At 67.0% G+C, this 15,590-nt stretch carries 16 protein-coding genes and 1 pseudogene; 8 read left to right on the top strand and 9 right to left on the bottom strand.

The annotated features are described in order from the left end of the window. Window positions 1–340: 340 nt before the first annotated feature. The gene (locus AAFN86_RS29085) at window positions 341–1,279 is read left to right on the top strand and encodes a sulfotransferase domain-containing protein (RefSeq protein ID WP_347547191.1); all 939 of its coding nucleotides are present in this window, start codon (window positions 341–343) and stop codon (window positions 1,277–1,279) included. A gap of 81 nt (window positions 1,280–1,360) precedes the next feature. Here AAFN86_RS29085 and AAFN86_RS29080 read toward each other — a convergent pair whose 3' ends face one another. Next, on the bottom strand, window positions 1,361–2,497 hold the full coding sequence (locus tag AAFN86_RS29080) for an MBL fold metallo-hydrolase (RefSeq protein ID WP_347547190.1): 1,137 nt from the start codon (window positions 2,495–2,497) through the stop codon (window positions 1,361–1,363). 596 nt (window positions 2,498–3,093) lie between these two features. Between AAFN86_RS29080 and AAFN86_RS29075 the strand changes: the two genes are divergently transcribed. Together AAFN86_RS29075 and AAFN86_RS29070 are read left to right on the top strand one after the other, a co-directional pair. After that, window positions 3,094–3,969, top strand: a complete 876-nt coding sequence (locus tag AAFN86_RS29075) for a tripartite tricarboxylate transporter substrate binding protein (protein ID WP_347547188.1) — start codon at window positions 3,094–3,096, stop codon at window positions 3,967–3,969. A gap of 248 nt (window positions 3,970–4,217) precedes the next feature. Further along, entirely contained in the window at window positions 4,218–4,673 is a 456-nt protein-coding gene (locus AAFN86_RS29070; protein WP_347547192.1) for a nitrilase-related carbon-nitrogen hydrolase, read from the top strand. A gap of 222 nt (window positions 4,674–4,895) precedes the next feature. Here AAFN86_RS29070 and AAFN86_RS29065 read toward each other — a convergent pair whose 3' ends face one another. Together AAFN86_RS29065 and AAFN86_RS29060 are read right to left on the bottom strand one after the other, a co-directional pair. Further along, window positions 4,896–5,717 carry a hypothetical protein gene (locus AAFN86_RS29065; RefSeq protein ID WP_347547186.1) on the bottom strand — a complete coding sequence of 274 codons (822 nt, stop codon included), beginning with the start codon at window positions 5,715–5,717 and terminating at the stop codon, window positions 4,896–4,898. A 49-nt stretch (window positions 5,718–5,766) separates the two neighbouring features. Continuing rightward, window positions 5,767–6,312, bottom strand: coding sequence for a hypothetical protein (locus AAFN86_RS29060; RefSeq protein WP_347547184.1), 546 nt, complete (start codon window positions 6,310–6,312; stop codon window positions 5,767–5,769). Between the two features lie 453 nt (window positions 6,313–6,765). Here AAFN86_RS29060 and AAFN86_RS29055 point away from each other — a divergent pair, with 453 nt between their 5' ends. From AAFN86_RS29055 to AAFN86_RS29045, 3 genes are all read left to right on the top strand, one after another. Continuing rightward, window positions 6,766–9,138: an arylsulfatase gene (locus tag AAFN86_RS29055; protein WP_347547182.1), complete on the top strand. Its 2,373-nt coding sequence runs from the start codon at window positions 6,766–6,768 to the stop codon at window positions 9,136–9,138. Between the two features lie 109 nt (window positions 9,139–9,247). Then, complete coding sequence (locus tag AAFN86_RS29050) at window positions 9,248–9,787, top strand: hypothetical protein (RefSeq protein WP_347547180.1); 540 nt, start codon at window positions 9,248–9,250, stop codon at window positions 9,785–9,787. A gap of 48 nt (window positions 9,788–9,835) precedes the next feature. Beyond that, window positions 9,836–10,678 (top strand): hypothetical protein, encoded by an 843-nt coding sequence (locus tag AAFN86_RS29045; protein WP_347547179.1) that lies wholly within the window; start codon window positions 9,836–9,838, stop codon window positions 10,676–10,678. Window positions 10,679–10,693: 15 nt separating this feature from the next. On the opposite strand, the pseudogene AAFN86_RS29040 reads toward AAFN86_RS29045, so the two are convergent. Both AAFN86_RS29040 and AAFN86_RS29035 read right to left on the bottom strand, forming a co-directional pair. Next, window positions 10,694–11,460, bottom strand: a pseudogene (locus AAFN86_RS29040) (IS5 family transposase). Between the two features lie 439 nt (window positions 11,461–11,899). Further along, the gene (locus AAFN86_RS29035; protein WP_347547178.1) at window positions 11,900–12,250 is read right to left on the bottom strand and encodes a hypothetical protein; all 351 of its coding nucleotides are present in this window, start codon (window positions 12,248–12,250) and stop codon (window positions 11,900–11,902) included. Between the two features lie 652 nt (window positions 12,251–12,902). On the opposite strand from AAFN86_RS29035, the gene AAFN86_RS29030 reads away from it, so the two are divergent. Both AAFN86_RS29030 and AAFN86_RS29025 read left to right on the top strand, forming a co-directional pair. Then, entirely contained in the window at window positions 12,903–13,301 is a 399-nt protein-coding gene (locus AAFN86_RS29030) for a DUF3489 domain-containing protein (protein WP_347547177.1), read from the top strand. After that, entirely contained in the window at window positions 13,301–14,026 is a 726-nt protein-coding gene (locus AAFN86_RS29025; protein ID WP_347547175.1) for a recombinase family protein, read from the top strand. Before AAFN86_RS29030 ends, AAFN86_RS29025 begins: the two co-directional genes overlap by 1 nt. A 23-nt stretch (window positions 14,027–14,049) precedes the next feature. Here AAFN86_RS29025 and AAFN86_RS29020 read toward each other — a convergent pair whose 3' ends face one another. The 4 genes from AAFN86_RS29020 to AAFN86_RS29005 all read right to left on the bottom strand — a co-directional run. Continuing rightward, complete coding sequence (locus AAFN86_RS29020; RefSeq protein WP_347547174.1) at window positions 14,050–14,613, bottom strand: cytochrome c; 564 nt, start codon at window positions 14,611–14,613, stop codon at window positions 14,050–14,052. Between the two features lie 13 nt (window positions 14,614–14,626). Then, the gene (locus AAFN86_RS29015) at window positions 14,627–14,755 is read right to left on the bottom strand and encodes a hypothetical protein (RefSeq protein WP_347547173.1); all 129 of its coding nucleotides are present in this window, start codon (window positions 14,753–14,755) and stop codon (window positions 14,627–14,629) included. Window positions 14,756–14,871: 116 nt separating this feature from the next. Continuing rightward, the gene (locus AAFN86_RS29010; protein ID WP_347547172.1) at window positions 14,872–15,312 is read right to left on the bottom strand and encodes a hypothetical protein; all 441 of its coding nucleotides are present in this window, start codon (window positions 15,310–15,312) and stop codon (window positions 14,872–14,874) included. Further along, window positions 15,302–15,590 (bottom strand): hypothetical protein (locus AAFN86_RS29005; protein WP_347547171.1); only part of this gene is annotated, 289 nt, incomplete at its 5' end. The genes AAFN86_RS29005 and AAFN86_RS29010, both read right to left, overlap by 11 nt.

The following is a 15,590-nucleotide window of genomic DNA, read 5'->3' as shown; positions in this document are numbered from 1 at the left end:
TTGAAAGGTCAGGGCTGGATGGGGCGCCTGGCTCCGGTACGGGCTCAAAGGCCCCAGGTTTCAGCGGGCTCCCACCCAACTCCAGCCTCGCCGGCAACCCACCAGCAGGCAACGACAAGATACGAGGTTGCCGCACGGCTGGCCGATCTGGGTTCGGAGCCGAACCGAGGTCTCTCACGTGCAGAGTACACCACCTTCGTAGATCACGAAGGCGCGCGCTGGGGTCAGGCAGCGCGCGCTGCCCACATCCGGGCGGATTAGCGGCCGGCACCCATGTCGCGCGGCGAGGGCTGGCAGCCCTGGCCTCGACCCCACGCAGAAACCACGATGGAGCGCCCGGATGCCCACGCTGATCAGACCAGCCACGCGCGAAATCCGCACCTGGGCGTTCGACAGCCGACGCTGGTCGCACTACAAGCCGCGCGACAATGACATTGTCATCGCCACCTATCCGAAATGCGGCACCACCTGGATGCAGCGCCTCGTCGGCATGCTCCTCCTTCATTCGTCTGCGCCGTTCTCGATCCACGACCAGTCGCTTTGGATCGATATCCGCGTCCGCTTGCCGATCGACGAGGTCATCCGTCAGCTCGAAGCTCAGACGGACCGACGCTTCATGAAGGCCCACCTGCCGTTCGACGCCCTGCCGCTTTACGACTCGGTGCGCTATATCCACGTTGCGCGGGATGGCCGCGACGTTTGCGCATCGTTCCATAATCACGCCCTGGCGTTTACGCCAGGGGTGTTGGCGTCCTTCGACCGCATCGGCGTGGAGGACGAGCAAGTCGGCCGGCCGATACCGCGGGTTCCATCCGACTTTCGATCGTACTACCTGGACTGGATCGCCAACGACGCCGCCACCGCTGCGCCGCCGGCCATGGACTTCTTCGACTTCGAGAGATCCTACTGGGTCGAGCGTGCACGCGCCAATATGCTGCTGGTGCACTACAACGACCTCAAAGCGGACCTCGGGGGAGAACTGCGGCGGATCGCCAACTTCCTCGGAATCGAGTGCTCCGATGAAATTCTCGCTGAACTCGCCGAAGCCGGCAGTTTCGACGCGATGCGTCGGGACGGTGACAAGCTGTTGCCGCATGCCGGGGTGACATTCGACGGGGGTGCCGCCCGCTTCCTGTTCAAGGGCACCAACGGTCGCTGGCGCGATGCGCTGACCGCCGACGATCTCGCGCTCTACGACGCGAAAGTCGCGGCACACTTTCCACACGACTGCGCGCATTGGATCGAGCATGGGCGCTTGCATCAGGGCACTCCACACTAAAGTTGAAGCATCTTCTTTGAGGATGGCGGTAGCGCTTTGCAGCATTGCCGCACACCGGCGTGACAGCGCTCCGCAGGAGGCTCAGGCCTCGAGGGAGAACCGGCTTCCGGTCGTGCAGAGAACCAGCGCCTGCGGCATGTCCCGCTTCGCGACGTCGAGGAAATTTGTGCCGCTGCAATGCATGGGAAAGACGTGGTCGATGTCCATCGTCTTGAGCTCATCCACGATGCGGTCAAGGTAGTCCGCCTGCGCTGCTGCGAGGTGGAAGCCGCCGAACAGGGCATGAACCTTCTCCACTCCGGTCACCTCCCGCGCGCGGCGCACCGTGTTAAGGATCCCGTCGTGGCCGCAAGACGTAATTACCACCAGCCCGCGCCCCTTCACATGGAAGCAGGTACCGTGCTCATGCAGATGCTGGTCCGGCGCAGGCTGGCCCGCCATTTCGGCCGGTGTGAAGTGCTGGCTCGCATAGTTCGTCGTGCTGCAACCGGCACCATCGCGCTGGCCGAATTCGACGAAACTGTTCGGCAGCACGCGTTCCTGACTCACACGCGGCACCGCGCCGGTCGTGAACGCATGGCCCCCGATAACCATCGGAGATTCCGACAGCACGAGGCGCAGCCGTGCCGCCTCCAGCATACGCCGGTCGAGGTTCCCGTAGGTCTCGAAGGCACCGTTGGCTGTGGGCGAGTGACGGTAGCAGAACGCATCTTCGCCGCCGAGATACAGGGTCAGATCGTCACGCATTGCGCCGCGATGACGCGCTAGAAACCCTTCCAGGCCACCGAAATGGTCAAGATGGCCGTGGCTCAGGATCAGCGCGTCAATCGCGGCGATGTCGAGGCCCAGCAGCTCAATGTTGTTGTTGAGCACGTCCGGCGTATAGGCGAAGTCGAGCATGAAGTGCTTCGTCTCTGTGCCCTTGCGGGAGGTGAGGTGCAGCGAGAGTCCATGCTGGCTCTGCAACGCCCGGGCTTGCCGCGCGCCGCGGAAGCCACGGTTGCGCTCCACCCGCACGCCCGGGACCTGGGCACCCGAGATGAAGATGTCGTGGGTGTTGTCGACGACGACCTGGATGCTGAGGCTGTCCACTATTGGGGCTGAGATGCGCGGCGTTTCCGCCCCGTGTGCGTCGCGGACCATACGTGTGCAGGCGAAGGCTGGCGCGGCCAGCGCGGACGCGCGAAGGAACCCGCGCCGGTTGAGCGGTGTGGGCATGGCGAATTTCCTTCTAGAGGTGAATTCGTGCTGGATCGGATTGGCATCCAGCGCACCACGACAACCGAGCCGCGCCGCTCACGGAAAAGCTTAGGCGCATCGTCCGTAGATTGACAGCCGATACGTTCGTGGACCCGGGGCAACTGTCGGCCCTGCCGGGGCTCAGCAAGATGACGCGCGCGTAGACGCGGTCCGCCAGCAATGTTTCCGGGTTACGCGACGAGCGTATTACGCGTTGCCTGTCCAAGTCGCCGACCAGGTGCCAGTGTCCGCAACTTCGGTTCGTGACATGAACGACGCTCAGGTCGGGATGCTCAGAGACGGTACGAACCCGGTAGCACTCCCTCCTTGGAACTGGGCCGCGGATTTATTCGCTTCCGTATTGTGCCCATCGGGCGCCTGATCAGCGTGGACGGCGTTCGACATCCGCGGCTCCGACACCGGTGCGCCTCCTGCAAACCCATCGCATGAAGAGGAGGCACGCTGTGACCCAACGAGCCGACGCGACCCGGCGGAGCGTATTTGCACTTACGATTGCCGCGATGGGGGCGCCAGCTGCGCGCGCTCAGCCCGCCGGGTCGTTCAGGCCCGCGCGCATGATCGTGCCAGCGCCGGCGGGCGAAGCTCCCGACATGGCCGCCCGCTTACTCGCCGACGGGCTCTCCCGCCGCCGCGCCCACCCCATCGTGGTGGAAAACCGGCCCGGCGCCAGCGGCGTGCTCGGTGCGGAGGCGTTCGCTCAGGCCCGCCCAGGCGAGGCGCTGTTCTTCAGCTTCCCCGGGGTGGTGACGATCGCGGCGCTGATGCAGGACCGGCTGCCCTACGACCCCGAGACCGACCTCGTTCCGGTGCATGCCACCGTCAGCGACTTTCTCGGCCTTTTCGTCGCGCCGACGCTGCCGGTGCGGAGCGTCGCCGAGTTTGTCGATTACGTCTGTGCGCGGCCCGGCGCGCTCAACTGGTTCGGCGTGGCTGGCATGCCTTACCTCAACCTCCTAAGCTTCCTGCGCCGCGCGGGCGGGCTTGACATGGCCTACGTCTCCTACCGCGGCGCTTCACCGGCGCTGCTTGACCTGGCGGGTAGCCGCATCCACGCGGCGCTGACGCCGCTCGCGCCGGCGCTCCCGCTGGTGCGTGAGGGTCGCATCCGGCTGCTGCTGGTGACCAACCGAGTTCGGGCGGCCGCCGCCCCCGAGGTCCCGACCGCCGCCGAAGCGGGCACTCCGGCGCTGGAAATGGAAGGCGTGCTCGGCCTCTATGGCTGGCGGGGCATCCCGGAGGCAACGCGCGCGGAACTCTCTGTGCAGGCACAGGAGACCTTGGCCGAGCCCGGTGTTGCGGAGCGCCTACGGGCAGCCGGCATGGAGCCGCGCGGCGCATCCACCCCCGCGGCGTTCACGGCGGAGTTGTCCGCGTCCCGTGCCCGCTGGACGGCGTTGGCGCGAGAGTTCGGCGCGAAGCCGCCGGAATGAAGGCCATCGGCGCGACTGCGCCGCCGCGAACGAAGACATTCCGGGCTACAGCGGGCGCACCCAGTCGCGCCGGGGCCGGGCCAAAACCGGAGGAGCGCCAGCAAGGTGGAGCGAGGCATGAGTAGGAGGGCTATGAAGGAGGCCCACATCGACAGCACGCTTAAAGACTTGGCGAAGTCTACCGCCTTTCTAGTGGGCTAGGAGCTCCACCCAGCTGCGCGCCCAGAGAATTTTGTTTCCCGGTTCCTATCGCTGCACTGATCTGCTGGGAAAACTACATGCCACTGGCGCGTTACGCGCTCTATGCGCAGAACATCGACATCTACGTCGCCCCGACCTGGGACAGCGGCGAAACCTGGCTCGCGACGATGCAGCACATCGCACGCGAGGGCGGCTGCTGGGTCGTCGGATGCGCGACTGCGTTGGAAGCATCCGACATCCCCGATGGGGTACCGTATCGCGACGAACTTTTTCCGAACAGGGACGAGTGGATCAACGCGGGCGACGCTATCGTCTACAAGCCCTTCGGCGGCGTCATCGCTGGGCCGATGCGCCGGGAGAAGGGCCTGCTGTTCGCTGAGATCGATGTGGCGGCGGCGCGAGCCTCGAGGCGAAAGTTTGACGCCAGTGGGCATTATGCCAGACCCGACGTCTTCACTCTCACCGTGAACCGAAGGAAGCAGGCTCCCGTTCGATTCGACTAAGGCTGGTGTCGTGGTGGCAAACGCCAGCCTGGGTGGCGCAGCATCTTGCCATCCTGGAGGAGGTGCGACTCGGTACAGGCGGTCTCTCGCAGGTTTTCGCAGAGCCTCGATGACGTCTGAAGCAGGCCGCACGAGCCAAAGCGAAAAGCAGCTTCGCCCAGCGATTCAGATCGGAACTGGAGGCTTGGTACAACCACATACAAACCACCTCAGGCAGCTGGTTCAGTGCTGCGACGACAGCGCATCGGCCAGCAGGTCAAAGACCACCGGCACGCGTCGGCTGGTTTGCAGTTCCCGATGTGTGACGAGCCAGATGGGGAAGATGATGGGCGCCGCCTCGGGCAGCACACGGCATACCCGTGGCTCTGCATCGCCCACCGCTTCCGTGTTGAAGCCGATGTGCGCCGCCACTGAGAGCATTGCTGCGCCCAGATCGAATGTCGCTGTCGGCGAGATGTTGCGAGCCATGACGCGCACCGTCTTGTTGGACCAGGCGGTGGTGTCGAGCTCGATGAAGCCCGTCGAGGAGGCGAGCGCAGCCTGGGCGATGTCTCCCTGCCGCGCGCCGATCACGGTGACGTCGAGTAGGCTGGTCGCCCCTGGTGCCAAGTCCGGCAGATCCCACGACACCTCCGCCGCAAACTCCCACTGCCCGAATTGCGGCAGCAGCGGCGTGCCGTTCAGCACGGCGGGAGCGACCTCGGGCAACCTGTAGAGCCGCAGCGCCTCGAACTCGATCTGCCCGTCGAAGCCGATGATGCCGATCTGCGCAAAGGCCACCGGTGCTCCCAGCTGCACCGTCATGCGCTTGTTCAGCGACGCATCCGCCATGGCTGCGCCGCCGTTCCGGGCCTTGGACGGGGTGCTCCACTGGAGGGTGGTGATCGAGGCCAGCGCGCCACCGACAACATTCTCGCGGACATTCATCGCCGCATCGAAGCAGCGCACGAAGATCCGCCCGCCATCGGCACCGCCGACGAGGGTATGAACGAGGGCGAACTCCTTCGCCTGGCCGCGCCTGCATCGGGAAGCAGCCGTACGCATGTTGGCACCCTCGTTTGCCTCCAAACATGAGAGCCTACATGTCGATGCTCTAGCGCATCGGCTCGACCGAGATTGCCAGCGCTTCCTCGTAGACCATGTCCACCTGCTCGCCGACCCGAAGCCCAAGGATGAACGTCCGTGTCTCGAGGTTCTCCGCCGTGACGGTGCGCGTCATGTTGCCTGGACCGACGAAGCTGACCGTGCCGCCCAGCCGATCAACCTCGGTGATGGTGACGCGGCCGGAGCGGACCCTGGTGATTTCGCCGCCTGGCCGTGACGCCTCCCGCGCGACCGCCACGCCCGCGAAGGGCTGGCTGCCGGGCGCGCCCGCACCGACCGCCTGCGCGGCCAGCGCCTGGTAATACCGCACCGTCACACGGTCGCCCGGCTTCAGTTCATTGAGGCGCTGCACGGAGCGTCCGGCGACCATGGTGAGCAGCTTCCCGGTCTGTGCACCGGCCTGGCCGCGGAGCAGCACTTCACGAGCCTGCGGATCGACCGTCTCAATGACGCCGACAAGTGTGGTCGTTCGCTCGACCTCGACCGATTGGCAGGCGGCGAGAAACGGCAGCAACAGGAGTGGGCGGCGTCTCATGTCGTGTCTCCGTCTCTGCGTTCGGTTGGCGCCGGCAGGTTGGATCACCGATTCGACCGCGGCGCCGAAGCGGCATTGATGCAGATCAATTCGCAGATGCCGGACTGTGGCACGTTCACTGAATCAGTCATCTGAAATTCTGTGAGTCATGGGCGTTTGCCAAATATGGACAACGATTCACGGCTCGCCCCTAGCCAGACATGACAGATTGATTGGTCGGAGGCAGCGCATGCTGTCTCGGAAGTTTTGTCCGAGGGGTGCGGCATGTCGCGGATAGCCATTCTCAGGCGCTGCTTGGTACTCTCAGTCTGCGTATTCGGATGGGCGCTGACGTCGGCCTCCGCGCAACAGATCCGCGGCACGCCAGGCACGCCGAGCGCCGTGATGACGCCCCAGGGCCTCCAGCTTCCGCCGCCGACACCGCCCTTCACCGGCGCGATGATGCCAAATGCAGTGGACAGCACCCCGGCCTGGCCGCCGCAAATCGCGGCACCCCAGAGCGCGCCCAACGTCCTGCTGATCCTGACCGACGACGTCGGCTTCGCCGCGCCGTCCACCTTCGGCGGCGTGATACCGACTCCGACGCTGCAGAACGTCGCCGACACCGGGCTGCGCTACACCACCTTCCACACCACGGCGCTGTGCTCGCCGACGCGCGCCGCGCTGCTGACCGGGCGGAACCACCACAGCGTCGGCTTCGGCAACGTCTCCGAGCTCTCGAGCGGCTATCCCGGCTACAACTCGATCATCCCGCGCGAGACCGCGACCGCCGCCGCCATCCTGCAACAGAACGGCTACGCCACCGCCTGGTTCGGCAAGAACCACAACACACCTCCCTGGGAGGCAAGCGCCGCCGGCCCCTTCAACAACTGGCCGGTCGGCCTGGGCTTCGACTATTTCTACGGCTTCGTCGGCGGCGACACCTCCCAGTGGCAGCCGGGCAACCTGTTCCGCAACACCACGCCGATCCATCCCTATCTCGGCACGCAGCCCGGCAGCTGGAACCTGACCACCGCGATGGCCGATGACGCCATCACCTACATCCGCACCCAGACCGAGATCGCCCCGAACCGCCCCTGGTTCGTCCACTTCGCGCCGGGCGGGACGCATGCGCCGCACCACCCGACGCAGGAATGGATCCAGCGCATCGAGGCGATGAACCTCTTCAACGACGGCTGGGAACGGCTGCGCGAGCGGATCTTCGAGAACCAGAAGCGCATGGGCGTCATCCCCGCCAATGCCGTCCTGCCGCCCTGGCCGGACTTCCTGCCGCGCTGGGACAGCCTGACGCCGGACCAGAAGCGCCTCTTCATCCGCCAGGTCACGGTCTACGCCGCCTACCTCGCCTATACGGACGCCGAGATCGGCCGCGTCATCGCCGAGGTGGAGCGCCTCGGCCAGCGCGACAACACGCTCATCATCTACATCAGCGGCGACAACGGCAGCAGCGCGGAAGGCTCGCTGAACGGCACGCCGAACGAGGTGATGTACTTCAACGGCGTCGCGATGACCGCCGAGCAGCAGATGCCCTTCATCCCGGTCTGGGGCAGCGACCGCACCTACAACCACATGGCGGTGCCGTGGACCTGGGCCTTCGGCACGCCCTACCGCTGGACGAAGCAGGTCGCGTCCCACTTCGGCGGCACCCGCAACGGCATGGCGGTGTCCTGGCCGGCGCGCATCGCCGACCACGGCGGCATCCGCACGCAGTTCCACCATGTCATCGACATCGTGCCGACCATCCTCGATCTCGTCGGCATCCCGCAGCCGAACATGGTGAACGGCATCGCGCAGCGCCCGATGGACGGCGTGAGCATGGCATACACCCTCCCGCGCGAGGCGGCGAACGCGCCCTCCACGCGGCGGACCCAGTATTTCGAGATCCTCGGCAACCGCGCCATCTACCATGATGGCTGGATCGCCAGCACGACCCCGGCCTCGCCGCCCTGGGCCGGGCTGACCTCGCCGATCCCCTCGGACGTGATGAACGGCTACCGGTGGGAGCTCTACGACATGACCGCGGACCCGACGCAGGTCCGCGACCTCGCCTCGGCCCAGCCCGAGCGGCTGCGGACGATGCAAGAGCTCTTCACCATGGAGGCCACGCGCAACCAGGTCTTCCCACTGAACAACTCGGGCGCCGTCATGCTCGCGCAGCGCCCGGGCCCGGCCGCCGGCCGGCGGCAGTTCGTCTACACCGGGCCGTCCTGTTGCACCCAGGCCAATGCCGCGCCGAACCTCCTCAACCGCTCCTACCGCATCACGGCGGAGATCGAGGTCCCGCAGGGCGGGGCGAACGGGATGCTGGTGACGCAGGGCGGGCGCTTCTCCGGCTGGGGGCTCTACCTGCGCGAGGGCCGGCCCGTCTTCACCATGAACCTGCTCGACATCGAGCGGGTGAAGTGGGAAGCGCCGCAAGCCTTGCCGCCCGGCCGGCACACGATCGTCTTCGACTTCGCGCGTGATCCGCAGGGGCAGGCCCCCTTCGGGCATGGCGGCACGGGCGTCCTTTCGGTCGACGGTCAGGAGGCGGCGCGGCGGACGATCCCGCAGACTACGCCGATCACCTTCGCCTGGGACGAGACGTTCGACGTGGGCTTCGACACCGGCACGCCGGTCGACGACCGCGACTACCAGGTGCCGTTCAACTTCACCGGCCGGATCGCGAAGATCACCTTCGACGTTGGCGAGGCCACGGTGACGCCCGAGGTGATGATCCAGTTCCTGAACGAAATCCAGGCCCGCGCCCGCGATGCGGAACGCCCAGCGCCTGGCGTGGCGCCGGCCGCTGCACCGGCCGCGCCGGCGCCGCAACGACGGAACTGATGCTCAATGCGCCGGGCGGCCCCAGGCCCGGTGATGCTCAAACGCCGGAGGCGACGCGGGCCCGCCGGACGGGCCGTGCTTGGCAGGCGGCAATTGGAGGTACAGAGCTATGAAGACACGACGTGATCTGGCAATCGCCGCGGCCACAACGGCTGCCCTTGCGACCGCCGTAGGTCCTGCCCGAGCGCAGACCCCGCCGGCTGGCGAGACCTCCGGCAATGCCGACTTCCTGTTCGTCCAGACGGCGCGACGCATGAGCTTCGATCGCGCGGCCAATCGGCTGACCCTGCACGATGTCAGCCCGGTCACGTTGTTCTTCTCCGACCGCCCGGACCGTATCGCCGGCAATATGCGCACCGCGGCCTTCGTGCCCTTCTGGAGCCAGGGTCGCGACAGCTTCCTGTCCGATCCCCCGAACGCGGACATGTCGATCGTCGAGGGCGGCGAGCTCCGCCAGGTCGTCGTCGTGCTGCGCAACCCGGTGCTCGAGGGCGGCAGCCTCGCCTATACGGTCCAGGTCCTGGCCGGCACGATGCCCGATGCCGGAGATGAGGTTTCCGTCTTCATCGACATCATCGGGATGCCGCGCACGCCCGTATCTTTCGCCGGTGCGGCCCGTCGCGGCTATCGCCGCGCGTGGATGCGCTAGGGTGGGGACGCAGTAGACGGGGGAAGACGCGACATGACATGCAATTCCATGCGCAACACTGCCGCGGCGGCGGCGCTGATCGCCATCGGTGCCACCACCGGCGCCGCGGCGCAGGACACCGGCCTCCGGCCGGGCTGGAGCTTCGAGATTGCGCCCTATGTCTGGCTGCCATCGGTCAGCGCGAACCTGCGCTACAATCTGCCGACCAACGTCGGCGGGACAGCGGACGTCAAGGCCAATGCCGACGACTATTTCGCGAACCTGAACTCCGCCCTCGCCCTCGCCGGAACGGTCCGCTACGACCGCTTCTCGCTGATGACCGACATCCTGTATGTCAGCGCCAGCGCGGGATCGAGCCGCGTCCAATCCGTGAACCTCCTGGATGTCGGGCGCGACCCGATCTCCAGCACGGTGGACGCCAGCGGCAACTCGACCCTCAAGACAACGCTCTGGACGCTCGCGGGCGGCTACACAGTCGCGTCCGGCAGCTGGGGCAATGTCGATGTGCTGGCCGGCTTCCGCTACCTCGGCATTGATTCCACCACCGACTACAACGCGGCGGTTACGCTGGTCGGGCCGCGCGGCAATGCCGGGCCGACCTTCGGCGGCGCCGGGCGCCTGTCCGGCAGCGACAATATCTGGAACGGCATCGTCGGCGTGCGTGGGCGCATCAACATCGCGGAGTCGGGGTTCTTCGTCCCATACTACCTCGACCTCGGCGCGGGGGATTCGAACTTCACCTGGCAGACCTTCGCGGGCATCGGCTACCAGAGCGGATGGGCGGGTGTGCAGCTCGGCTGGCGCTACATGTCCTATAACCAGGGCAGCAATTCGCTGGTGCAGGACCTGACGATGAGCGGCGCCTATCTCGCGGTGAATTTCAGCTTCTAGGCGGTGGTGACGAATTCAAGCCAGCAGGATGAAGATGGCAGCGAGTTGCACGAAGCCGCGAAAGTTGGCGAGTAGCTTGTCGTAGCGGGTGGCGACGCGGCGGAACTGTTTGAGCCGGTTGAAGAAGCGCTCGACCCGGTTGCGTTCCTTGTACAGGACGGTGTCGTAGCGATGCGGCCTGCGTCGATGGCGCCTGGGCGGGATGACAAGTTCGGCCCCGGCGTCGAGAATGGCGTCGTGCAGGTGGTCGGCGTCGTAGCCTCGGTCGGCGATCACCGCGCCGGGTGCCAGGCCCTCGATCAGCCCGTGGGCCTGGACCATGTCGCTCTGCTGCCCTGGCCCGAACAGCAGGCGGACGGGGTTGCCCAGGGCATCGGTGGCGGCGTGGATCTTGGTGGTCAGGCCGCCTTTGGAGCGGCCCAGACCTTGGGCATGCGCCCCCCTTTTGCCCGAGCTGCACCGGCCGCGTGCTGGTGGGCGCGCACGTTGGTGCTGTCGAGCATCAGCCATTCCAGATCGGGTTCGGCGGCCAGGTCGGCGAGCATGCCATCCAGCGCCCCGCGCTCGATCCAGCGGTAGTAGCGCCGCTTGACGGCCCGGTGATCACCCAGCCGCGGCGGAAGGTCGCGCCACCGGCCGCCCGAACGCGCCATCCACAGCAATGCATCGACGAAGCGTCGGTTGTCGCACCATGGGCCGCGCTGCCCTGCGCGGCCTCCAGGTATCAGATCCCGCAGCCGGTCCCACTGATCGTCGCGCAATGCATCAGGATCAACGTTCATCCAGGCCTCGGCTCCAAAGCCAGCCTTGAATCAAGCCATCACATCAGTGGGAATCCCCGCAACCACCAAATTCGTCACCACCGCCTAGAACGGTTCTTCTGAGGTTGCCGCGCTTCATGTTGCCGCTCGGCGAGTCCTACGGACATGTTTTTGCGATCGACGAGGAAGGTCGGGTAACGGCAGACCTTCAGGACCCAGGCGGCGCCTATCCTGATGCCACGGGCGTAACCGAGACTGCCGATCGGCGGTACATCCATAGCCTCCATGCACGCGGCATCGGATGGTTACCACGATGACTAGCGCCCACGTCAGCGTCCGGCTGCTGCCTCGATGCATTTGCTACACGAGTCGATGCGTTCTGTCCGATGTCAACGACGATTCGGTCGATCGACGGCAGGTAGTACCTCTATTGCAGCGGATCATGACACGCGCCGCTTTGTCACACTGACCGACAGCGTCGCCGCCGCCAGGTCGAACGTTGCCCGGAGATATTCCGCGCCATCACCCGCACCGTGTTGTTTGACCACACGGCTGCATCGAGCTCGATGAACCGCGTCGACGACACCAGCGATGCCTGCGCCAGGTCGCCGGCCCGCGCCCCGTTCACCGTGACGTCGAGCAGCGATGTTGCCCCCGGCGCGAGGCTCGGCAGATCCCAGGACACCTCCGCCGCGAACTCCCGCTGCCCGACCGGCAGGGCGGGCTTAGCATGGGAAAGCAACACGATGATCGCGACCTTCTCTTGGCTTCGCGCTGTTTCAGAGCGAATGGTCGTGTGCGCGGAGAGCACCGCGCTGTCCCGCTGAGGCATGATCCGCGGGGCTCGGCCTGGTAGCACCCGGATCATCGGGTGCGGAGCCGGAGCCCGACGATGACCAAGCTATCCGACACCCAGCGCGTGATCCTCAGCCAGGCCAGCCGGCACGGCGACCGACCGGCGGTCCCGCCCGAGCGCCTCCCGGCCGCAGCGCGGCAGACGGTAGCGAAGTCCCTGCTCAAGCACGGGCTGATCAGCGACGAGCAGCCCAGTGCTTACAACGCGCGGGACGCCTGGCAGATCGATGGGCGGCCCACACTGCTGCGCATCACCGACACGGGGCTGCACGCGATCGGCGTCGAGCCGGAGGCGGTCACCGCGGTGGACGAGGCGGAACTCGGCGGGGTGACCGCGGCCGGGTATGAGGAGGCGCAGGCGCTCACGCAGGCCGCCCTGGACGCCGGCGAGGACCTCTCGGCCGACACCGCTGCTGAGCAGCGGCAGGCGACGGCGGGGGACACTGGCCCGCAGCCCGACACGGCCCATTTCCCCGTAGCGGGCCTGGGAGACTCGCAGGCGGCCTTTCAGTCGGCGCCGCCGCCCACCCAGCGGCGCGGCTCCAGAGAGCCCTCAGCGCCCGCCTGTGAGTCAGCGCGGGCCCACGGGCCGAGCGGCCGCCCTGCGCATGGCCGCGGCGACGGTTCTGGCCGCCTGGGACGCGCCGGAGCGCGACGGTCTCGACGACGCCGTCGCGGGTCTGCGGGACGTCCTGGCTGCCTCACCGCGGGCACCTCGCCTCACGCGCGACCCCGCCGCCCCGCGCCAGCCCCGCAGCGGCACCAAGCAGGAGGCGGTCCTCGCGCTGCTGCGGCGGAACGATGGCGCCACTATCGCCCAGGTCATCGAGGCCACTTCCTGGCAGCAGCACACCGTCCGCGGCTTCCTCGCTGGCCTCAAGCGCAAGGGCATCATCGTCGAGGTGCTGGAACGCGTCCGCCAGGTCGGACCGAACAAGCAAGGCGCAAAGGGGTCGTGCTCGATCTACCGCGTTGCCGCCGCGACCCCGCCGGCGGAGATCGGCTGATGCGTATCGGTACGCAGGCGCCCCGTCTCGCGGTCGGGCTCACCCGGGTCTCGACCGCCGAGCAGGGCAACAGCGGGCTGGGGCTGGAGGCCCAGCAGGCCAGCATCCGCTCCTTCGTCGCCGCGCAGGGCTGGACCCTGGTGGCGGAGTACTCCGACATCGCGTCCGGCAAGGACGATCGCCGGCCGGGGTTCCAGACAGCGCTGGCCCGGTGCCGGCAGTTGGACGCCGTGCTGGTCGCTGCCCGTCTCGATCGGATCACCCGCCGGGCGCACACGCTGTCTCAGCTACTGGAGGACGGCATCTCCACTCGCGCGGCCGACATGCCGAGCGCCGACGACTTGATGCTGTGGATCTACGCCGCGATGGCGCAGAAGGAGCGGGAGCTGATCAGCGAGCGGACCAGGGCGGCGCTGGCGGCGGCCAAGGCGCGGGGGAAGGTCCTCGGCGGCAACAGAGGCTATCGGCCAGTGACGGGCCCCGACGCGCAGGAGGCGGCGCGCGCGCGGCGAGAGATTGCCGATCGGGTCGCACACCGCTTGGCGCTGGAGGTGGGTTCAGTCGGGGCAAAAATCGCGGCGACGCCCACGGCTGTTGCACGCGCCCTCACCGCGCGCGGCGTGCCGACGCCACGTGGTGGGACGGCATGGACTCACACGACCGTCGCCCGGCTGCTAGACCGCGTCTCTTGCGGCGCCTCATCACAACCCGGACAATCCAAGTGACGGCACGCGAGGCTATCAAGAGGTCAGTTGGAGGGCTGCCTGGCGGGGGGCGCAGTTCCGTCAGGTGCCGGCGCCGCACGCTCCGCTTCCTCCGCGAGACGGGCGTATGCCTCGTCGGACATTCCCGGGAGCAGCCGGATGAATCCGACGACGCCCCAAACGTCCCGATCATTCAGGTGGCGGCCAAACGCCGGCATCGCGGTCATCTTGATGCCATTGCGGATGATCCAGAACAGCTCCGCGGGCTGCCGGGCGGGTACCGCATCGGCCAGGTAGGGCGGCTCGGGCTGAAGTGCCTGCGCCCAGTCCGTCGCATCCACACCGGGCGCGCCGTGGCAGTAAACACAGCTGTCGCGGTACTGAGCGAAGCCGCGCCTGATGTCCTGGTCCGTGATCCGGTCCGGCACGGCAATGTCGGCCGCGCGGCGGCGAACCGAGTGCGTCATGGTGGTCGTGAGATACCAACGCTCAAGCGCCGAATGCGGGACGCTCGCAGCGACGTTGATTATGCCAGTGAACGCAACAATCACGCCCGCCGCCACGAGCAGAACGGCGGCTGCGCAGAAGCCGAGCCAGAATCGTTTCATCGCCGCCTCCACTTCAACGAGGGACGACCAGCATCGTCAGCGAGATCTGCCGGCTCATCGAATCCGGCCAATCGACGCGCCGATCGAGCATCCGAACAATAGAACGAATTCGGCCCATCGTCCTGCCGAGAATCAGCATCATGTCTCGGCCATAGGGGTGCGAGGTCATCGTACCGCCCGGCAATGTCCCTTAGCACCAGCCCCGTTCACCACCGACCAACGGTCGTTGCTCGGTGGTGAACAGATGCGATCCGGAAGTCAGCCGCCGCGAGGAATGCGGGATGCTACCCTGTCATCGTCGCGATCGAGCGCTGGTCCTTCGAGCACGCCGCCCGCTCCGCGAATCTCGCGCTCGATCCTGGCGATCTCCGCCGCCAGCTCGGCATCGGTGAGATAGCTGAGATCGTTCTCGACCACCGGCCGGATCTCGATCTTCTCCCGCCAACCCGCCCGCGCCTTCATCCAGAAGATTGCCGCCGCCACGTTGTTCTTCTGCGTCGCCATGGTGAACAGCGCCTTCGCCACCTTGGTGTTCGCCTCGACTTCCGCCTGCTCGAGATCGTCGCCCAACCTGGTCGCCAGCGCCGCCTCGTCCATGCGCAGGTACTTCGCGATCTGCCGCCGCGCCACGCCCATCCCGGCCATCACCCGCGCCATGCGCCGCTGGTCGTCCGTCAGGGGGTAGGTCTCATCCGTCATGCCCGCCACCCCGATCATCGGCGTCCCGGCGACCGGCAATCTTGCGCCGCCCACCGGCTGCGATGCGCATCAGCTCCTCATCCGTCATCTGATCCATCGGCCGCGGCACGCCCGTGACGACATGGATCGCCCGCATGTCGGTCCGCACGTTCGCATCCACCTCCTGCTTCTCCCGCCATCCCGCCCTGGCCTTCATCCAGAAGATCGCCGCGGCGACGTTCTTGCCCTGCGTCGCCATCTGGAACAGCGACTGCGCCACCTTGGCATTCGCCTCCGTC

The organism is Roseomonas sp. CAU 1739, from assembly GCF_039839775.1.
Classification (GTDB): Bacteria; Pseudomonadota; Alphaproteobacteria; order Acetobacterales; family Acetobacteraceae; genus Neoroseomonas.
Note: the sequence above shows the minus strand (reverse complement) of the source record. Positions and strands in the feature narration are given on the sequence as shown.